Origin of the sequence: Rhizobium sp. Root1212 (genome assembly GCF_001424985.1) — a bacterium.
Taxonomy (GTDB): domain Bacteria; phylum Pseudomonadota; class Alphaproteobacteria; order Rhizobiales; family Rhizobiaceae; genus Pararhizobium.
This window is the reverse complement of sequence record NZ_LMDA01000023.1, coordinates 23,918-41,375: the sequence shown is the minus strand read 5'-3', so window position 1 is coordinate 41,375 and position 17,458 is coordinate 23,918. Positions and strand designations below refer to the sequence as shown.

The 17,458-nt window shown below is 63.4% G+C and carries 14 protein-coding genes; 4 read left to right on the top strand and 10 right to left on the bottom strand.

Annotated features, from left to right (window positions below; genetic code table 11):
• Positions 1 to 17: 17 nt before the first annotated feature.
• The 3 genes from ASC86_RS18330 to gcl all read right to left on the bottom strand — a co-directional run bounded on the left by ASC86_RS18330 (position 18) and on the right by gcl (position 3,587).
• Complete coding sequence (locus tag ASC86_RS18330) at positions 18 to 902, bottom strand: 2-hydroxy-3-oxopropionate reductase (RefSeq protein WP_056324434.1); 885 nt, start codon at positions 900 to 902, stop codon at positions 18 to 20.
• A 54-nt stretch (positions 903 to 956) separates the two neighbouring features.
• The gene (hyi, locus tag ASC86_RS18325) at positions 957 to 1,736 is read right to left on the bottom strand and encodes a hydroxypyruvate isomerase (RefSeq protein ID WP_056324431.1); all 780 of its coding nucleotides are present in this window, start codon (positions 1,734 to 1,736) and stop codon (positions 957 to 959) included.
• A 63-nt stretch (positions 1,737 to 1,799) separates the two neighbouring features.
• Positions 1,800 to 3,587: a glyoxylate carboligase gene (gene gcl / locus ASC86_RS18320; RefSeq protein WP_056324430.1), complete on the bottom strand. Its 1,788-nt coding sequence runs from the start codon at positions 3,585 to 3,587 to the stop codon at positions 1,800 to 1,802.
• A 189-nt stretch (positions 3,588 to 3,776) separates the two neighbouring features.
• Between gcl and bhcR the strand changes: the two genes are divergently transcribed.
• A complete protein-coding gene (gene bhcR / locus ASC86_RS18315; protein WP_056324426.1) occupies positions 3,777 to 4,604 on the top strand; it encodes an HTH-type transcriptional regulator BhcR in 828 nt (275 codons plus the stop codon).
• A gap of 149 nt (positions 4,605 to 4,753) precedes the next feature.
• Here the strand turns inward: bhcR and guaD are convergent, their stop codons facing one another.
• Entirely contained in the window at positions 4,754 to 6,097 is a 1,344-nt protein-coding gene (guaD, locus tag ASC86_RS18310) for a guanine deaminase (RefSeq protein WP_056324423.1), read from the bottom strand.
• Entirely contained in the window at positions 6,094 to 7,338 is a 1,245-nt protein-coding gene (locus tag ASC86_RS18305; RefSeq protein ID WP_056324420.1) for a urate hydroxylase PuuD, read from the bottom strand. Before ASC86_RS18305 ends, guaD begins: the two co-directional genes overlap by 4 nt.
• Before the next feature lie 226 nt (positions 7,339 to 7,564).
• Here ASC86_RS18305 and ASC86_RS18300 point away from each other — a divergent pair, with 226 nt between their 5' ends.
• Entirely contained in the window at positions 7,565 to 8,518 is a 954-nt protein-coding gene (locus ASC86_RS18300) for a LysR family transcriptional regulator (protein ID WP_056324417.1), read from the top strand.
• On the opposite strand, the gene xdhC is transcribed toward ASC86_RS18300, so the two are convergent.
• The 4 genes from xdhC to uraH are packed head-to-tail and all read right to left on the bottom strand — an operon-like array spanning position 8,515 to position 13,594.
• A complete protein-coding gene (gene xdhC / locus ASC86_RS18295; protein ID WP_056324416.1) occupies positions 8,515 to 9,372 on the bottom strand; it encodes a xanthine dehydrogenase accessory protein XdhC in 858 nt (285 codons plus the stop codon). The two genes, ASC86_RS18300 and xdhC, sit on opposite strands and share 4 nt — an antisense overlap.
• Before the next feature lie 11 nt (positions 9,373 to 9,383).
• Entirely contained in the window at positions 9,384 to 11,735 is a 2,352-nt protein-coding gene (gene xdhB / locus ASC86_RS18290) for a xanthine dehydrogenase molybdopterin binding subunit (protein WP_056324415.1), read from the bottom strand.
• A gap of 4 nt (positions 11,736 to 11,739) precedes the next feature.
• On the bottom strand, positions 11,740 to 13,224 hold the full coding sequence (xdhA, locus tag ASC86_RS18285; RefSeq protein ID WP_056324412.1) for a xanthine dehydrogenase small subunit: 1,485 nt from the start codon (positions 13,222 to 13,224) through the stop codon (positions 11,740 to 11,742).
• Positions 13,225 to 13,228: 4 nt separating this feature from the next.
• Positions 13,229 to 13,594, bottom strand: a complete 366-nt coding sequence (uraH, locus tag ASC86_RS18280; protein WP_056324409.1) for a hydroxyisourate hydrolase — start codon at positions 13,592 to 13,594, stop codon at positions 13,229 to 13,231.
• A 159-nt stretch (positions 13,595 to 13,753) separates the two neighbouring features.
• On the opposite strand from uraH, the gene puuE reads away from it, so the two are divergent.
• Together puuE and ASC86_RS18270 are read left to right on the top strand one after the other, a co-directional pair.
• Positions 13,754 to 15,172 carry an allantoinase PuuE gene (gene puuE / locus ASC86_RS18275; RefSeq protein WP_056324406.1) on the top strand — a complete coding sequence of 473 codons (1,419 nt, stop codon included), beginning with the start codon at positions 13,754 to 13,756 and terminating at the stop codon, positions 15,170 to 15,172.
• Between the two features lie 111 nt (positions 15,173 to 15,283).
• Positions 15,284 to 15,769 (top strand): ureidoglycolate lyase, encoded by a 486-nt coding sequence (locus ASC86_RS18270; protein ID WP_056324403.1) that lies wholly within the window; start codon positions 15,284 to 15,286, stop codon positions 15,767 to 15,769.
• A 105-nt stretch (positions 15,770 to 15,874) separates the two neighbouring features.
• On the opposite strand, the gene ASC86_RS18265 is transcribed toward ASC86_RS18270, so the two are convergent.
• Positions 15,875 to 17,167 carry an NCS2 family permease gene (locus ASC86_RS18265; protein WP_056324400.1) on the bottom strand — a complete coding sequence of 431 codons (1,293 nt, stop codon included), beginning with the start codon at positions 17,165 to 17,167 and terminating at the stop codon, positions 15,875 to 15,877.
• Positions 17,168 to 17,458 lie beyond the last annotated feature (291 nt).

Genomic DNA, 17,458 nt, shown 5'->3' with positions numbered 1-17,458 from the left:
CGACCGCCCGGCCCTCCTCAGGCAACCGTGTGGTTTGCCATGCGCTCCAGAGCCCGCACGAGGCCGGAGTGATCGAGGCCGGCATCGCCATTGGCGGCGCAGGCATTGAACAGTTCCTGGGTCGAAGCCGTGTTCGGCAGCGAAACCCCGATGGCCTTGGCGCCCTGCAGCGCGAGGTTCAGATCCTTCTGGTGCAGCGAGATGCGGAAACCCGGATCGAAGGTGCGCTTGACCATACGGTCGCCGTGCACTTCGAGAATGCGCGAGGAGGCAAAGCCGCCCATCAGCGCTTCGCGAACCCGTGCCGGATCGGCACCGGCCTTGGATGCGAAGACGAGCGCTTCGGCAACGGCTTCGATCGTCAGCGCGACGATGATCTGGTTGGCAACCTTGGTGACCTGGCCGTCGCCGCAATCGCCGACGAGCGTTATGTTCTTGCCCATCAGCTGGAACAGCGGCAGCGCCCGGTCGAAGCTTTCCTGCGAACCGCCGCACATGATCGACAGCGAGGCGTTCTTGGCGCCGACTTCACCGCCGGAGACCGGGGCGTCGACATATTCCGCGCCGGTCGCCCGGATCTTCTTGGCGAATTCCTTGGTCTCGATCGGCGAGATCGAGCTCATGTCGATGACCAGCTTGCCGGCCGAAAGGCCGAAGGAAACGCCGTTTTCGCCGAACAGGACGTCCTTCACTTCCGGGGTATCCGGCAGCATGAGGATGATCGTGTCGACGGTTTCGGCCAGCGCCTTCGGGCTGTCGACGATCTTCAGGCCGTTGTCGACCAGTTCCTGACGCGGTGCGATCGAAAATTTCGACGTGACGACGGTATGGCCGGCATCCTGAAGGTGACGCGCCATGGGCGTGCCCATGATGCCGAGGCCGATGAAACCGATAGTAGCCATGATCTTGTCTCCCAGACTTGAATTCGTTTGCTTGCTTTTATGCGTGGGTGCCGCTCAGCGGCCGACTTCGGCCAGCCAGCCGAGGCCTTCTTCCGTCGTGGTGCGCGGCTTGTATTCGCAACCGATCCAGCCAGCGTAGCCAAGCGCGTCGAGCGTCTTGAACACGAAGGGATAGGCGATCTCGCCGGTGCCCGGTTCGTTGCGGCCCGGATTGTCGGCCAGCTGCACATGGGCGATCTTTGCCTGGTGCTTCTTGAAGGTGCCGATCAGTTCGCCCTGCGTCCGCTGCTGGTGGTAGAGGTCGTACTGGATATAGAGGTTGTCGGAACCGACCTCAGTGATGATCGAAGCGGCCTGATCCGGGGTGTTGAGATAGAAGCCCGGAATATCGAAGTGGTTGATCGGCTCGATCAAAAGCTTGATGCCGTGCTTGCCGAGTTCGCTCGCTGCCAGCTTCAGGTTGGCGACGAAGGTCGAGCGCAGCACGCTGTCGGAAACGCCACTAGGTGCAATGCCCGACAGGATGTTGACCTGGGTGCAACCGAGCACCGTCGCATAGTCGATCGCCTTGGCAATGCCCTCTCGGAACTCGTCGACGCGATCCGGCAGGACCGCGATGCCGCGCTCTCCGCCAGCCCAGTTGCCGGCCGGCAGGTTGTGCAGCACCTGCTTCAGGCCGTGCTTGTCCAGCTCGGCCCTGATGGCCTTGGCATCGAAATCATAGGGGAAGAGGTATTCGACCCCTTCGAAACCGGCCTTGGCGGCCAGCGCGAAGCGCTCCATGAAGGGCACTTCGTTGAAAAGCATGGTGAGGTTGGCCGCAAACTTCGGCATGGTGCACTCCCTTTATTGAGCGGTTCCGGGAAACCGCGTCGGCAGTTTCCCGGATTGCCTGTCTTAGTCCAGCAGGGCCGCGAGCGTTGCCGTCGGGGCGTCTTCGCCGCGTTCCGCCAGTTCTTCGAACTCGACGACCGCGTTGATGTCGGCGCCCATGGCGATGTTGGTGACGCGCTCGAGGATGAACTCGATGACAACAGGAACCTGGTGTTCCTTCATCAGCTCCTGCGCCGTGTTGAAGGCTTCCTGGAACTCGTTGGCGCTGCGGACGCGGATGGCCTTGCAGCCGAGGCCTTCGGCGACCGCGACGTGATCGACGCCGTAGCCGGCTTCTGAGTCGCCGGTCGCATTGATGTTGTCGAAGGCCAGCGAGACTTCGAAGTCCATGTTGAAGCCGCGCTGCGCCTGGCGGATGAGGCCGAGATACGAGTTGTTCACGACCACGTGCAGGTAAGGCAGCTTGTGCTGGGCGCCGACGGCCAGTTCTTCGATCATGAACTGGAAGTCGTAGTCCCCCGACAGGGCGACGATCTTGCGATCCGGATCGGCGGCGCGAACGCCGAGCGCTGCCGGCAGCGTCCAGCCGAGCGGGCCGGCCTGGCCGCAGTTGATCCAGTTGCGCGGCTTGTAGACGTGCAGGAACTGCGCGCCGGCGATCTGGCTGAGGCCGATGGTCGAGACGTAGCAGGTGTCGCGGTCGAAGGCCTTGTTCATTTCCTCATAGACGCGCTGCGGCTTGAGCGGCATCTGGTCGAAGTGCGTCTTGCGCAGCATGGTGCGCTTGCGCTCCTGGCATTCCTTGGCCCAATCGGACCAGTCGCGCAGCTTGCCGGCTGCCTTCCATTCCGTCGCAACCTCGACGAAAACCTGCAGAGCAGCGCCGGCATCGGAAACGATGCCGAAATCCGGGGTGAAGACGCGGCCGATCTGGGTCGGCTCGATGTCGACGTGAACGAATTTGCGGCCTTCCGTATAGGTCGGGATGTTGCCGGTGTGGCGGTTTGCCCAGCGGTTGCCGATGCCGAAGACGAAGTCGGAGGCGAGCAGCGTCGCATTACCGTAGCGGTGCGAGGTCTGCAGGCCGCACATGCCGGCCATCAGCGGATGGTCGTCCGGGATCGTGCCCCAGCCCATAAGGGTCGGGATGACCGGAACGCCGATGATTTCAGCAAATTCGACCAGCAGGTCGGAGGCATCGGCATTGATGATGCCGCCGCCGGCGACGAGCAGCGGGCGCTCGGAGGCGTTAAGCATCGTCAGCGCCTTTTCGGCCTGGGCGCGGGTCGCGGCCGGCTTGTAGGGCGTCAGCGGCTCATAGGCGTCGATGTCGAATTCGATTTCGGCGAGCTGGACGTCGATCGGCAGATCGACCAGCACCGGACCGGGACGGCCCGAACGCATGGTGTGGAAGGCCTTCTGGAAGACGTAAGGAACGAGGCCCGGCTCCATGACCGTGACGGCCCACTTGGTGACCGGCGCAGCGATCTTGGCGATATCGACAGCCTGAAAATCTTCCTTGTCGAGACGGGCGCGCGGCGCCTGGCCGGTGATGCAGAGGATCGGGATCGAGTCGGCCTGGGCCGAGTAGAGGCCGGTGATCATGTCTGTACCGGCAGGACCCGAGGTGCCGATGCACAGGCCGATATTGCCGGCACGGGCGCGGGTATAACCCTCGGCCATGTGGCTTGCGCCCTCGACGTGGCGGGCCAGAACGTGGCGAACCGAACCACGCGCCTTCAGCGCCGAATAGAAAGGATTGATCGCAGCACCCGGTACGCCGAAGGCGCAATCGATGCCTTCCTTTTCCAGAACCAGTACCGCCGCATCGACTGCACGCATTTTAGCCATGGGATTTTCCTCCGTCTCTTGGAAGCGAAACTACTCCATTCCGTCTCACTTTCAATACAAAAATGGAAATCAATCTCATCATATGGAAATAAACATTTTCAACGAATCTGGAACAATCGACCGAGGACAGGTATGGCATCATCAGTGCGGAACGCGCGGCGCGGCCCGCGGGATCATCGAGGGAGCGTCATGGCAGAGCATCAGGAAAAGACGAGGGGCCGGCCGGGCCGCAAGGCAGGGGAAAATGCCGTGCCTTCCTCCGTGCAGGTGCTGGACCGCAGCCTGAAACTCCTCGAGCTGGTGGCGCAGGCGGATGGCGCGGTCCTGACCGACCTTGCCGACCAATCCGGCATGGCGCCCTCCACCGTGCACCGGCTTCTGACCTCGCTTGCCCAGCACGGGATGGTGTCCCACGATGCCGAGACCGGCGCATGGACCATCGGCGTCAAGGCCTTCGAGATCGGCACCGCTTATCTGAGGTTCCGCAAGCTCGGCACGATCAGCCGTCCCTTCCTGAAGAGCCTGATGGAAAGCTCCGGCGAGACCGCCAATATCGGCATCGAGGACCAGGGCGACGTCGTGTTCATCTCGCAATTCGAGAGCCACGCGCCGATGCGCGCCTTCTTCCGGCCGGGCCGGCGCGGCCCGATCCATGCGTCGGGCATCGGCAAGGCGATCCTCTCCACCTGGCAGGACAGCCGTATCGAGACAATGCTGAAGGGCCGCACGCTGCAGCATTTCACCGACAAGACCCGCGACAGCCTGCCGGCACTGCTGCAGGACATGGCCGATATTCGCGCCCGTGGCTTTTCGATCGATGACGAGGAGCACACGCTCGGCATGCGCTGCGTCGCGGCTCCCATTTTCGATGAGTATGGCGAAGCGGTCGCCGGCATCTCCGTCTCAGGCCCTGCCGTGCGCCTGCCCGACGCCAAGATCGACGCCCTCGGCCCGGCCGTGCGGGCGGCGGCGGAAGGCCTGACCAAGGCGATGGGCGGCCGGGTGAAGATGGATTGAGTTTCCCTTCTCCCCATCGGGGAGAAGGTGGACCGAAGGGCCGGATGAGGGGGTCTATCAACGGGCACAGAGCGCGCCGCATCACCCCCCTCTGTCAGCTCCTCTGACATCTCCCCCTCAAGGTGGGAGATCGGAAGCGAGAGCGGAAATCAGGCCGTTTCCAGCAACCGCGCCGTCGGCTGGCGCCGCTTGTCAGCCTTCGCCTTCATCGCCGTGCCGGCAACATAGACCTCGGCCACGCAACGGTCGTCACCCATCGTCTGCAGGATGAACAGTTCCTCGACCAGCGATTTCGCCGTCCGCATCCTGAGTTCCATCGAGGGCTTGGCGCTCGAATCGAGCACCACGATATCCGCATCGGCCCCCGCATGCAGCGAGCCGATTTTGTTGTCGAGCCCCAGCGCGCGGGCATTGCCGAGCGTCATGCGATAGAAAGACCCGAGCGGCGAAAGCCGCTGCCCCTGCAGATGCAGGACCTTGTAGGCTTCGTCCATGGTTTCGAGCATCGAGAAGCTCGTGCCCGCGCCGACATCCGTCGCCACCGACCAGCGCGCACCGAGCCGGTCGAACCGGTCACGGTCGAACAGGCCGGAGCCGAGGAAGAGGTTCGAGGTCGGGCAAAAGACGCCGACGGCGCCGGTTTCCGCCAGCACCGACACTTCCCGGTCGGAAAGATAGATGCAATGGCCGAGCAGCATCTTGTCGGTGAGCAGGCCATAACGGGCATAAATGTCGGTATAGTCCTTCGCGTCGGGATAGAGCGAGGTGGCAAAAGCGATCTCGTCGCGATTTTCCGACAGATGCGTCTGGACGTAGCAATCCGGATATTCGGCGACGAGTGCCCGCGAAACATCCATCTGCTCCGGTGTCGAGGTGATGGCGAAGCGCGGGCTGATCGCATAATGGGCGCGGCCGCGATTGTGCCACTTCTCGATGAGCTGCTTGGTCTCGTCATAGCCCTTTTGCGGCGTGTCGCGCAAAGCGTCGGGCGCGTTGCGGTCCATCATCACCTTGCCGCCTATCATGCGCATGCCGCGCTCTTCGGCCGCCGTGAAATAGGCATCGACGCTTTCGGGATGCACGGAGCAATAGGCGACCGCCGTCGTGGTGCCGTTGGAGATCAGCTCATCCATGAAGCGGCCGGCGATGAAGCCGGCATGCTGCGGATCGGCAAATTTCTGCTCTTCGACGAAAATATAGGTGTTCAGCCATTCGAGCAGCTGCGCGCCATAGGAGGCGATCGCCTGCGTCTGCGGGAAATGCAGATGCGTGTCGATCAGCCCCGGCAAGATGAGGTTCGGCCGGTGATCGGCAACCTCGACATCCGCGCGGGCCAGCGCGCTGATCTCGGCATGATCGCCGCTCGCCGCCACCTTGCCGGACCTCACCAGAACGGCGCCGTCCTCGAAATAGCGGTAGGCGGCGGTGTCGTCGAGGCTTTTCGGTTCGTCGACGAAGGCCAGAACCCGACCACGGATCAGAAGCTCGCTCATTCGCTCTTTGCTCCGCTGACCACCCCCTCATACCAGGCGACGAGCTGCTTGCGCTCGTCGTCGGAGATGGCGGTTACGTTTGCCGGCGGCATGGCGTGGCTGCGGCCCGCCTGCAGGTAGATTTCGCGGGCATGAGCGGCGATGTCGCCGTCCGTTTCGAAGACGACGCCCTTCGGCGGCACGACGATGCCCTCCCAGCCCGGCTCCTTGGCATGGCACATGGAACAGCGGCCAAGGATGGTGTCGCGCACCTTCGGAAAATCCTGCGCGACGACGAAGGGCTGCTGCGCGGCCGAGATCTTGTTGGCATCGGCGGTTTCGCCGGTGAGGATCTTCGGCACCGTGGAAAGCCACATGATGACGATGAACAAGAGCACGGTGGCGAGCCAAGTCCAGGTCGGGTTGCCGGTATTGGCATGGCGGGTGTTGAAGTAGTGGCGGATGGTGACGCCCATCAGGAACACCAGCGAGGCGATGATCCAGTTGTACTGGGTGCCGAAAGCCAGCGGATAGTGGTTCGACAGCATCAGGAAGATGACAGGCAGCGTCAGGTAGTTGTTGTGGGTCGAGCGCTGCTTGGCGATCTTGCCGTATTTCGGGTCGGGCGTGCGACCGGCGATGAGATCGGCGACGACGATGCGCTGGTTCGGCATGATGATGAAGAACACGTTGGCCGACATGATCGTTGCCGTGAAGGCGCCGAGATGCAGGAAGGCGGCGCGGCCGGTGAACACCTGCGTATAACCCCAGGCAACAGCGACCAGGATGAAATACAGGGCCACCATCAGCCGCGTATTGTCATCGCCGAAGGACGACTTGCAGATGAGGTTGTAGGCAATCCAGCCGAAGGCGAGCGAGCCGAGCGAGATGGCGATGGCCACCGGCTTGGAAACGTCGAGCACATGCGGATCGATCAGGAAGAGATCGGCGCCGGCATAGTAGACCAGACACAGCATGCCGAAGCCCGAAAGCCAGGTTACGTAGCTTTCCCATTTGAACCAGATCAGATGCTCCGGCATGTTGGAGGGTGCTACGAGGTATTTCTGGATGTGATAGAAACCGCCGCCATGAACCTGCCATTCCTCGCCATAGGCGCCCGGCGGCAGGCCGGGATGCTTCCTGAGGCCGAGATCGAGCGCGACGAAGTAGAACGACGAACCGATCCAGGCAATTGCGGTGATGACATGAAGCCAGCGGACGGCAAACGTCAGCCAGTCCCAGGCTATGGCATATTCGTACATACAGCTCTCTCCCCTGTCTTGCTGGCGACCGGATGCGGAACAGGGGGTAGCTCCCGTCTCCCCGTCGGAGAGAAGAGACCCACCCGTTCCCAAGCGATGGCCCTGCCTGTATGGAACGAGTTGTGGCATTTGCCGATTTCCACGAAAATCCCGCTTATTCCCTCAACACTCTCAAAAAAATCTATAAGATCGGCCCCGTAATCGCCGGCAGAATGATGGAAGAACAATGTCCTATCTCGATAACGTGCGTGTCTTCGTTCGGGTTGTGGAACTCGGAACCCTCTCGGCGGCAGGCCGCGACCAGCGCGTCACGCCCGCCGTTGCCAGCAATCGAATCAAGGAGCTGGAGCGGCATCTGGGCGTGCGGCTGTTCAACCGCACCACCCGCAAGCTGACGCCGACCGAGCATGGCCGGGTGTTCTACGAAGGTGCCGTCAAGATTCTCGAAGCGGTCAACGAGGCCGAAGGCGCGATCGCCGACCTCTCGCAAAATCCGAAGGGCGCACTGCGCATCACCGCTCCGCTCGGCATCGGGCGGCGCCTCATCGCCCCCGGCATCCCGGCCTTCCACGACAAATATCCCGATATCGAGGTGAGGCTGCGCCTCTCCGACCACAACATCGACATCCTCAGCGAAGGCGTCGATGTCGCCTTCAAGCTCGGCGTGCTCGAAGATTCCAATCTGCGTATGCGCGGCATCCTCAACTGCGAACGGGTCATCTGTGCCTCTCCCGACTATCTCGCCAAGCGCGGCACACCGACAACGGCCGACGCCCTGATCGACGACAAGCATGACTGTCTCCTGCTGCGTTATCCCGGCTCCAAGGAGTATTACTGGACGCTGCAGACCCCTGAGGGCCTGCGCAAGTTCGAGATCGGCGGCCCCTACGATTCCGACGATGGCGACGTGCTCACCCACTGGGCGCTGGAAGGCCGCGGCATCATCAACAAGCCGCTGTTCGAGGTGAAGAGCCACCTGAGGGACGGCACGCTGGTCGAGATTCTGAAGAACATGCCGCCCGCCAATGTTCAGCTCGCCGCGATCTACCCGCACAAGCGCTTCCAGGACCCCAAGGTCCGCCTAATGATCGACTTCATGGCCGAGCGCTGTCAGCGGCTGATCAGCAAGATGCTGGAAGACGCCCCACAGGAAGACCCGCAGGTCGCCGCGATCGCCTAAACATCCAGCCGCAGCACGCGCTTCTCGGCGCGATGCTGCATCGGCTCTACAAGCGCTGCGGTGAGGATTTCAGCCGCCGCCAGCGTCGCGATGACAGCCGGACGCTTGTCCTTAACCGTATCGCCCCCGATCGGGCAGACGAGGCCTGAAAACAGCTCCGGCTTGCCGACTTCGCGCGACAGCCAGTTGCGGAAGGTCGCCCGCTTGGTCTTCGAGCCGATCATGCCGACATAGGCTGCATCCTGCCGCAGCAGGGCTTCGGCAGCGATCAGGAAATCCAGCGCATGATCATGGGTCAGCACGACGAAGGCGCTGCCGGCCGGCGCGTCGCGCACGATCGCTTCGGGCATCGGCGTCAGGCAGGTCTCGATGCCCGCGACCGGGCAGGCGGAAAGTTCGTCCTCGCGGGTATCGACGAGAACGACGCGCAGCGGCGCCAGCGACAAGGCCGCCGCCAGCACCCGGCCGACATGGCCGGCGCCGAAGATATAGACGTGGCGACGCTCTGCAATTTCGGCGTCGCTGCGCATGATCAGCTGCATTGCTACCTCCTTGCTCACGCGGCTCAAGGAAAGCCCGACCCGGCCGCCGCAGCACTGGCCGATTTCCGGCCCGAGCGGTATGTCAAGCGTCTCCGTGTCGTGACCGACCCGGAGCCCGCGGCGGGCCTGGTCGATTGCCATATATTCGAGTTGGCCGCCGCCGATGGTGCCGAACAGCCGGTGACGGCCCACCAGCATCCAGGCATCCTCGTCGCGCGGGGTCGAGCCGGCAGTGCCGGTGACCGTCACGAGGATGCAATCCGGTTCCGCTTTCAGGAAATCACGCACATCTTCGTGGCCGGCCAGCAGCATCGTGTCTCCTCCTATTTGCCTGCGGCGCGCAGCCGCTCGATGGCCATCAGCACGCATTCCGGCGTCGCCGGTGCATCGAGCTGCGGGCAGATCTTGTGATCCGCCACGCTGGCGATGGCATCGGACAGCGCATGCAGCACGGCGAGACCGAGCGGCAGTGGCGGCTCGCCGACCGCCTTGGAGCGATGGACCGTCGGCTCGTAGGCCTCCGACCAGTCGGTGAGGTTGACGTTGAAGATTTTCGGGCGATCCGAGGCCAGCGGGATCTTGTAGGTCGAAGGCGCATGGGTGCGCAGTCGGCCCTTGCCGTCCCACCACAGTTCTTCCGTCGTCAGCCAGCCCATGCCCTGGATGAAGCCGCCCTCGATCTGGCCGATATCGGTGATCTTGTTCAGCGAGCGGCCGGCATCGTGAAGGATGTCGGTGCGCTCGACGACATATTCGCCGGTCAGCGTATCGACGGAGACTTCCGAGCAGGCCGCGCCGTAGGCGTAGTAGTAGAAGGCGTGGCCGCGACCCTTCGACCTGTCCCAGTGAATCTTCGGCGTCTTGTAGAAACCGGCCGCGGAAAGCTGGACGCGGGCCATATAGGCTTGGCGGACCAGTTCGTTGAACGAAATCTCCGCATTGCCGATGCGAACACGGTTCGGCAGGAACACGACCTGATCGCGCGGCACCTGATGGCTTTCGGCGGCGAAATCGATCAGCCGGTCCTTGATCTGGCGGGCGGCGTCCTGTGCGGCCATGCCGTTGAGATCCGCGCCCGAGGAGGCAGCGGTCGGCGAGGTGTTCGGCACCTTGGCCGTCGTCGTCGCGGTGATCTTCACCCGCTCCAGATCGATCTGGAACTCTTCCGCCACCACCTGCGCCACCTTCAGGTGCAGGCCCTGACCCATTTCCGTGCCGCCATGGTTCATGTGCACGGAACCATCCGTGTAGACATGCACCAGCGCGCCGGCCTGGTTGGATTCCGTCTTGGTGAAGGAGATGCCGAATTTCACCGGCGTCAGCGCGAGGCCCCGCTTGACGAAGCGGCTGCCCGCATTGAACTCGGCGATCGCCTTGCGGCGGCCGGCATAGTCCGCGCTCTCTTCCAGCTCGGCGACGATGCGCTGGATGATGCAGTCCTCGACCTTCTGGTGATAGGGGGTGAGGTTGCGCTCACCGTCCACACCCATGGCGTCGTAAAAATTCAGCTTGCGGATTTCGAGCGGGTCCTTGCCGACGGCAAAGGCCACCTCGTCGATGACACGTTCCGCACCCACCATGCCCTGCGGGCCACCGAAGCCGCGAAACGCGGTGTTCGATACCGTGTTGGTGTGCAGGAGCGCCGACTTGGCATGCACATGCGGGTAGAAATAGGCGTTGTCGCAGTGGAACAGCGCCCGGTCGCCCACCGGACCGGAGAGATCAGCCGAGAAACCGGCACGCAGCGCGAAGGTGTAGTCGATGCCGAGGATGCGGCCCTCGTCGTCGAAACCAACATCGTAATCGATGGCGAAATCGTGCCGCTTGCCGGTCGCGACCATATCCTCGTCGCGGTCGAGACGCACTTTCACGGCGCGGTTGAGCTTCTTGGCGGCGATGGCGGCCAGCGCGGCGCACTGGTTGGCCTGCGTTTCCTTGCCGCCGAAACCGCCGCCCATGCGACGCACTTCGACTGCGACCGCATGGCTCGGAACGCCGAGCGCATGCGCGATCATGTGCTGCGTCTCGCTCGGCCCCTGGGTCGAGCAATAGACGAGAACCTCGTCATCCTCGCCGGGCACTGCGAGCGACACCTGCCCCTCAAGATAGAAATGGTCCTGCCCGCCAAGCCGCATGCGGCCCTTCACCCGGCGCGGCGCGCTTTCAAGTGCTGCGGCCGCATCGCCGCGCTTCAGCGTCAGCGGTGGAAAGACCTGGGGGTGGGTTTTCTGATCGAGATCCCAGATATCGATATTGGCCGGCAGTTCCTCGTATTCGATCCTGGCAAGCCGCGCGGCGCGGCGGGCCTCCTCGCGCGTTTGCGCGATCACGCAGAAGATCGGCTGGCCGTGGAACTGGACCTTGCCCTCGGCCAGCACGGGATCGTCGTGCATGCCCGAGGGCGAGATGTCGTTGACGCCGGGAATATCTTCGTGGGTCAGCACGTCGACGACGCCGGGGGCGGCGCGAACCGCCGAGAGATCGACGGATTTCAGGATGCCGTGCGCGACGGTCGAGAGGCCGAGGCCAGCATGCAGCGTGCCGGCGGGCTCGGTGATATCGTCGATATAGACGGCGGTGCCGGCGACATGCTTGTGCGCCGAATCGTGACGCACGCTTTCATGGACGCCGCCGTCGATTTTTTCAGCCTTGAGATCGGGGGTGTGCTTGTTCATCGCCTCACGCAGCCTCGTATCTGGACACTTGCGCGGTTGCCGCGCCGGATGTCGTTTCCGTGTAGAACCGCAGCAGCAGATTTTTCGCCACCAGAGCGCGGTATTCGGCGGTGGCGCGCATGTCGGTCAGCGGGGTGTAGTCCTCCGCATATTTCTCCATGGCCGCCTCCACCGTCGCCTCGGTCCATTTCTGGCCGAGAAGCGCCTTTTCGACGGTAAGAGCGCGCTTCGGCGTCGCCGCCATGCCGCCATAGGCGATGGTGATGCCGGTAACGGTGCCGTCAGCGGCAAGCGCCAGACGGAAGGCGCCGAGCGTTGCCGTGATGTCCTCGTCGCGGCGCTTCGTCACCTTGTAGACGGCGAATTTTTCACCGGCCGCCGGTGCCGGCACATGCACGGCCTCGACGAATTCGCCCGGCTGGCGATCCTGCTTGCCATAGGCGATGAAGTAATCTTCGAGGCGGATGGTGCGCCGCTCGGTGCCCTTGCGCAACGTCAGCGTGGCATTGAGCGCGATCAGCGCCGGCGGCGTATCGCCGATCGGCGAGCCATTGGCGATGTTGCCGCCGATCGTGCCCATGTTGCGCACCTGCTGGCCGCCGATGCGCTCGATGAACGGCCCAAGCGCCGGCACAAGCTCGGAGAGCGTCTTCAACGCTTCCGTATAGGTGACGCCCGCACCGATCGTAACCGTGTCGCCCTCGATCGAAATGGATTTCAACCCGTCCAGCCCGGCGATGAAGACGACGGGCGAGATATCGCGCATATGCTTGGTGACCCAGAGGCCGACATCGGTGGAACCGGCGACAACGGTGGCGGCCGGCGAGGCCTCCAGCACGGCGGCGAAATCATCCACGTCAGCCGGCACAATGAGGCGGCTCTTGCCTTGCCCGATCTCGACGCGGGCACCGTCCTTCAGCGCCTTGAGGCGCGCGATCATCGCGTCGCGCTCGACGAGCAGCGGGTCCTTCTCCGTGCCGCCATAGCTGGAAATGGCCCGCGCCGCGCGCAGGATCGGCTCGTAACCGGTGCAGCGACAGAGATTGCCCTGCAGCGCGGTCTCGATCTGCTGGTCCGTCGGGTTCGGCGTCTGCATCCACAGCGCATAAAGCGAGATGACGAAGCCGGGCGTGCAGAAACCGCACTGCGAACCATGATAGTCGACCATTGCCTGCTGCACGGGATGCAGCTTGCCGTCGCGGGCGGCGACATGCTCGACCGTCACGACATGACAGCCGTCGAGCGAGCCCATGAAACGGATGCAGGCGTTAACGCCCTCATAGACGAGGCTGCCAGAGGGGGTGAGGCGTCCCACCAGCACCGTGCAGGCGCCACAGTCGCCTTCGGCGCAGCCTTCCTTTGTGCCCTTGAGCAATTTGGAAAGGCGCAGCCAGGCGAGCAGCGTCTGGTCGGGCGCGACGTCGCGCAGCGAGACGTCCTGGCCGTTGAGGATGAAGCGCAGTTCGGAACGGATTTTCGGGGCGGTCATCAGATCAGCTCCCGCGATAGGTGGAGTAGCTGAAGGGCGAGACCAGCAGCGGCACGTGATAATGCGCCGTCTCGTCGGCGATGCCGAAGCGCAGCGGAATGAGATCGAGGAAGGCGGGGCCGTCGCCCGTGTTGCCGAGATAGGCGCCGGCGTGGAACCGCAGCTCGTACACGCCCGACTTCATCGTGGCGCCGCTCAGGAGCGGTGCATCGCAGCGGCCGTCATGGTTGGTTTCCGTCGTCAGGATATGGTGGCTCTGATCGCCCTCGATCCGGTAGAGATCGATGCGCAGGCCGGCGGCGGGACGGCCAAGTGCCGTATCCAGCACGTGTGTCGTCAGACGGCCGGCATTTCCAGATTGAGATGACATAAGGCAAACCTCCCCGATTTTTGTCCGGCAACTATCCGCCAAGCCATTTCCCCTGAATAGCAAGCCTATTCTTCGAGACTTTCAAAATTTTCAGGAGGAATAGGGCGCGCCCTTTTCGCGTTAGAAACGCACATCTAGCAGTCGTTTGGAGGAGCGTTCATGAGATATGTGAGGGATATGCACGGCTACGGCGCGACGCCGCCGGATGTCACCTGGCCGCAAGGCGCCAGGATCGCCGTGCAGGTCGTCCTGAATTACGAGGAAGGCGGCGAAAACTGCGTGCTGCACGGCGATGTCGCCTCGGAAGCCTTCCTGTCCGAAATCGTCGGCGCCAGCGCCTGGACCGGCCAGCGCCACTGGAACATGGAATCGATCTATGAATACGGCGCCCGCGCCGGCTTCTGGCGGCTGCACCGCATGCTGACGGAGCGCGACATTCCCGTCACCGTCTATGGCGTCGCCACCGCGCTGCAGCGCTCCCCCGCCCAGGTCGCCACCATGCAGGATGCCGGCTGGGAAATCGCCTCGCACGGCCTGAAATGGGTCGAGCACAAGGACATGGACCGCGAGACCGAGCGCGCCGCGATCGAGGAAGCGATCCGCATTCACACCACCGTCACCGGCGAGCGCCCGCGCGGCTGGTATACCGGCCGCTGTTCGATCAACACCGTCGACCTGATCGCCGAGGAAGGCGGTTTCGACTATGTGTCCGACAGCTATGCCGACGACCTGCCCTACTGGTACGCCCATAAGGGCCGCCAGCAGCTGGTGATCCCCTATACGCTCGACACCAATGACATGCGTTTCGCCACCGCCCAGGGCTTCAACAGCGGCCAGCAGTTCTTCGATTACCTGAAGGACACCTTCGACGTGCTTTACGCCGAAGGCACCGACGGCCAGCCGAAGATGATGAACATCGGCCTGCACTGCCGCCTCGTCGGCCGCCCCGGCCGCGCCGCCGCCCTCGCCCGCTTCTTCGATTATGTGAAGAGCCACGAGAAGGTCTGGTTCGCGCGCCGCATCGACATCGCCGATCACTGGGCCGAGACCCATCCGCCCGTCGCCGTCGAAGACCGTCCGTCCGGCCTGTCCGAAGACGTCTTCGCCGAGCGCTTCGGCGGCGTCTTCGAGCATTCCGAATGGATCGCCCGCCGCGCCCATGCCCGCGAACTCGGCCCCGCCAACGACACGGCCGGCGGTCTGCATGCGGCGCTTAGGGCTGTCTTCCGCGAAGCCTCCGAAGAGGAGCGGCTCAGCGTGCTCGTCGCCCACCCGGATCTCGCCGGCAAGCTCGCCCAGGCCAAGCGCCTGACGGAAAGCTCTGCGAACGAGCAAGCCGGCGCCGGCCTTGATGCCTTGACCGATGCCGAACGCGACCGCTTTACGACCCTGAACAGCAGCTATGTCGAGAAATTCGGCTTCCCGTTCATCATCGCCGTAAAGGGCCTGAACAAGGACCAAATCCTCGCCGCCTTCGAAAGCCGCATCGCCAACAACCGGCAGACGGAATTCAATACGGCCTGCCGCCAGGTGGAGCGGATCGCCCTCTTGCGTCTCTCGGCCATGCTGCCGGCCTGAGACCGTCATACGGAGGGAGCGCCGCTCCCTTCCTTGTCTGAGGCAGCCGCCGGTTCATCGACACCGGGCCGGCTGCCTTTTCGTAACATCATCAACCTTGGAGGAGGAAACATGAAGACGATCGAAATCAAGCAGCTGACCCGCGAGGCGTTCGCGCCGTTCGGCGACGTCATCGAGATGGAAGGGGCGGCCAATTTTCCGATCAATGCCGGCAAATGCACCCGCTTTCACGATCTCGCCAAGATCGAGACGACGGGCGAAAAGGCCCGGCCGATGATCAGCCTGTTGCGCGGCGAGCCCTATCCGCTGCCGCTGACGCTCGGCATGGTCGAGCGCCATCCGCTCGGCAGCCAGGCCTTCATTCCGCTGAGCGACAATTCGTTCCTCGTCGTCGTCGCCGAAGAGACGGCTGACGGTCCGGGCGAGCCGCTGGCCTTCCGCACGGCTCCCGGCCAGGGCGTCAATATCGGCCGCAACGTCTGGCACGGCATCCTTACTCCGCTCGATGCCGTCTCCGACTTCGCCGTCGTCGACCGTGGCGGCGAAGGCGTGAACCTGGAAGAGCATTTCTACAAGGACCCCTTCCTCGTCGGCTGAGAGGTAAAGACACCGGTCCGGACAAGCCGGGCCGGCATTCCAAGTCAAACGAAAAGGGCCGCGTCGATGACGCGGCCCTTTTGCTTTGCGTGATAAGCTGTCGTCTTACTCGGTGAAGAAGGCGAAGCGGATGATGAACAGCGCCGCGACGATCGCCGTTGCCGGATGCAGGCTGCGCCACTTGCCGGTGCCGATCTTAAGCACGACATAGCTGATGAAGCCGAAGGCGAGACCGTTGGCGATCGAATAGGTGAAGGGCATGACCAGCGCGGTGAGCGCCGCCGGGGCCGCTTCCGTCAGGTCTTCCCATTCCACTTCCGTCAGTTCGCGCATCATCAGGCCTGCCACATAGAGCAGCGCCGGCGCCGTCGCATAGGTCGGAACCGAACCGGCAAGCGGCGAGATGAACAGAGCTGCCAGGAAGAAGGCGGCAATGACGAGTGCGGTCAGGCCCGTGCGGCCGCCGGCCTGCACGCCGGAGGCGCTTTCGACATAGGCCGTCGTGCTGGAGGTGCCCAGGAGCGAACCGGCGACGATCGCGGTGCTGTCGGCGAGAAGCGCCCGGCCGAGCCGGCTCTGCTGGCCTTCCTGGATGAGGTTGGCACGCTTGGCGACCCCGATCAGCGTGCCGGTGGCATCGAACACTTCGACGAGCACGAAGACGAGCACGACATGCAAGAGGCCGCCGTGGAGAGCGCCCATGATATCGAGCTGCAGGAAAGTCGGCAGGATCGACGGCGGCGCCGAAACGATGCCGCGGAACTCGCTGACGCCGGTGATCCACGACAGGACCGTCACAACGAGAATGCCGATCAGGATCGAGCCCTTGACCCGCAGCGCGTCGAGCACGGCGATGACGAAGAAACCGAGGATGGCGAGCAGCGGCCCGGTCTGCTTGAGATCGCCGAGCCCGACCAGCGTTGCCGGATTATCGACGACGATGCCGGCATTCTTGAGCGCGATGATGCCGAGGAAGAGACCGATACCGGCCGCGATGGCGCTGCGAAGCGAATGCGGTATGCCCGCGATCAGCCAGCTTCGCACCCCCGTCACCGTCAGGATCAGGAAGATACAGCCCGAGATGAAGACGGCGCCCAGCGCCTGCTGCCAGGTGAACCCCAGCGCTGCAACGACGCCGAAGGCGAAGAAGGCGTTGAGCCCCATGCCGGGCGCCATGCCGATCGGCCAGTTGGCGAGAAGCGCCATGATCAGCGTGCCGAGCGCTGCCGCAAGACAGGTCGCAACGAAGACCGCATCCCGATCCATGCCGGTGGTCGACAGGATATCGGGGTTGACGAAGATGATATAGGACATTGTGAGAAACGTCGTGATGCCCGCAACCACTTCGGTACGGACGGACGTTTTGTGCTCACTCAGCTTGAAAAGCCGCTCTAACATATTTCCCCTCCCATGGCGGACGTCTCCGACGCCGCCGGACGATAAGAGACCCCACGGCATTTCCTCCCACCGCGGGATCGTTCATTCCGGGGCGAAAGCGGCATCAGGTACCGCACCGCCCGGCTGGACGACGAACGATATTTCTATCATTGCCGTTCGCAGAATTACGATTGTGCGTTTTCCTGGGAGCCCGCGCTAGATCGGGATTGGCAGTGTCTCCAGGTAAAGACTTTCAAGTTTTTCGGAAGAATTTTCGCCGAGCGGCAGCTTTGCGCGGACGGGCTACGAAGT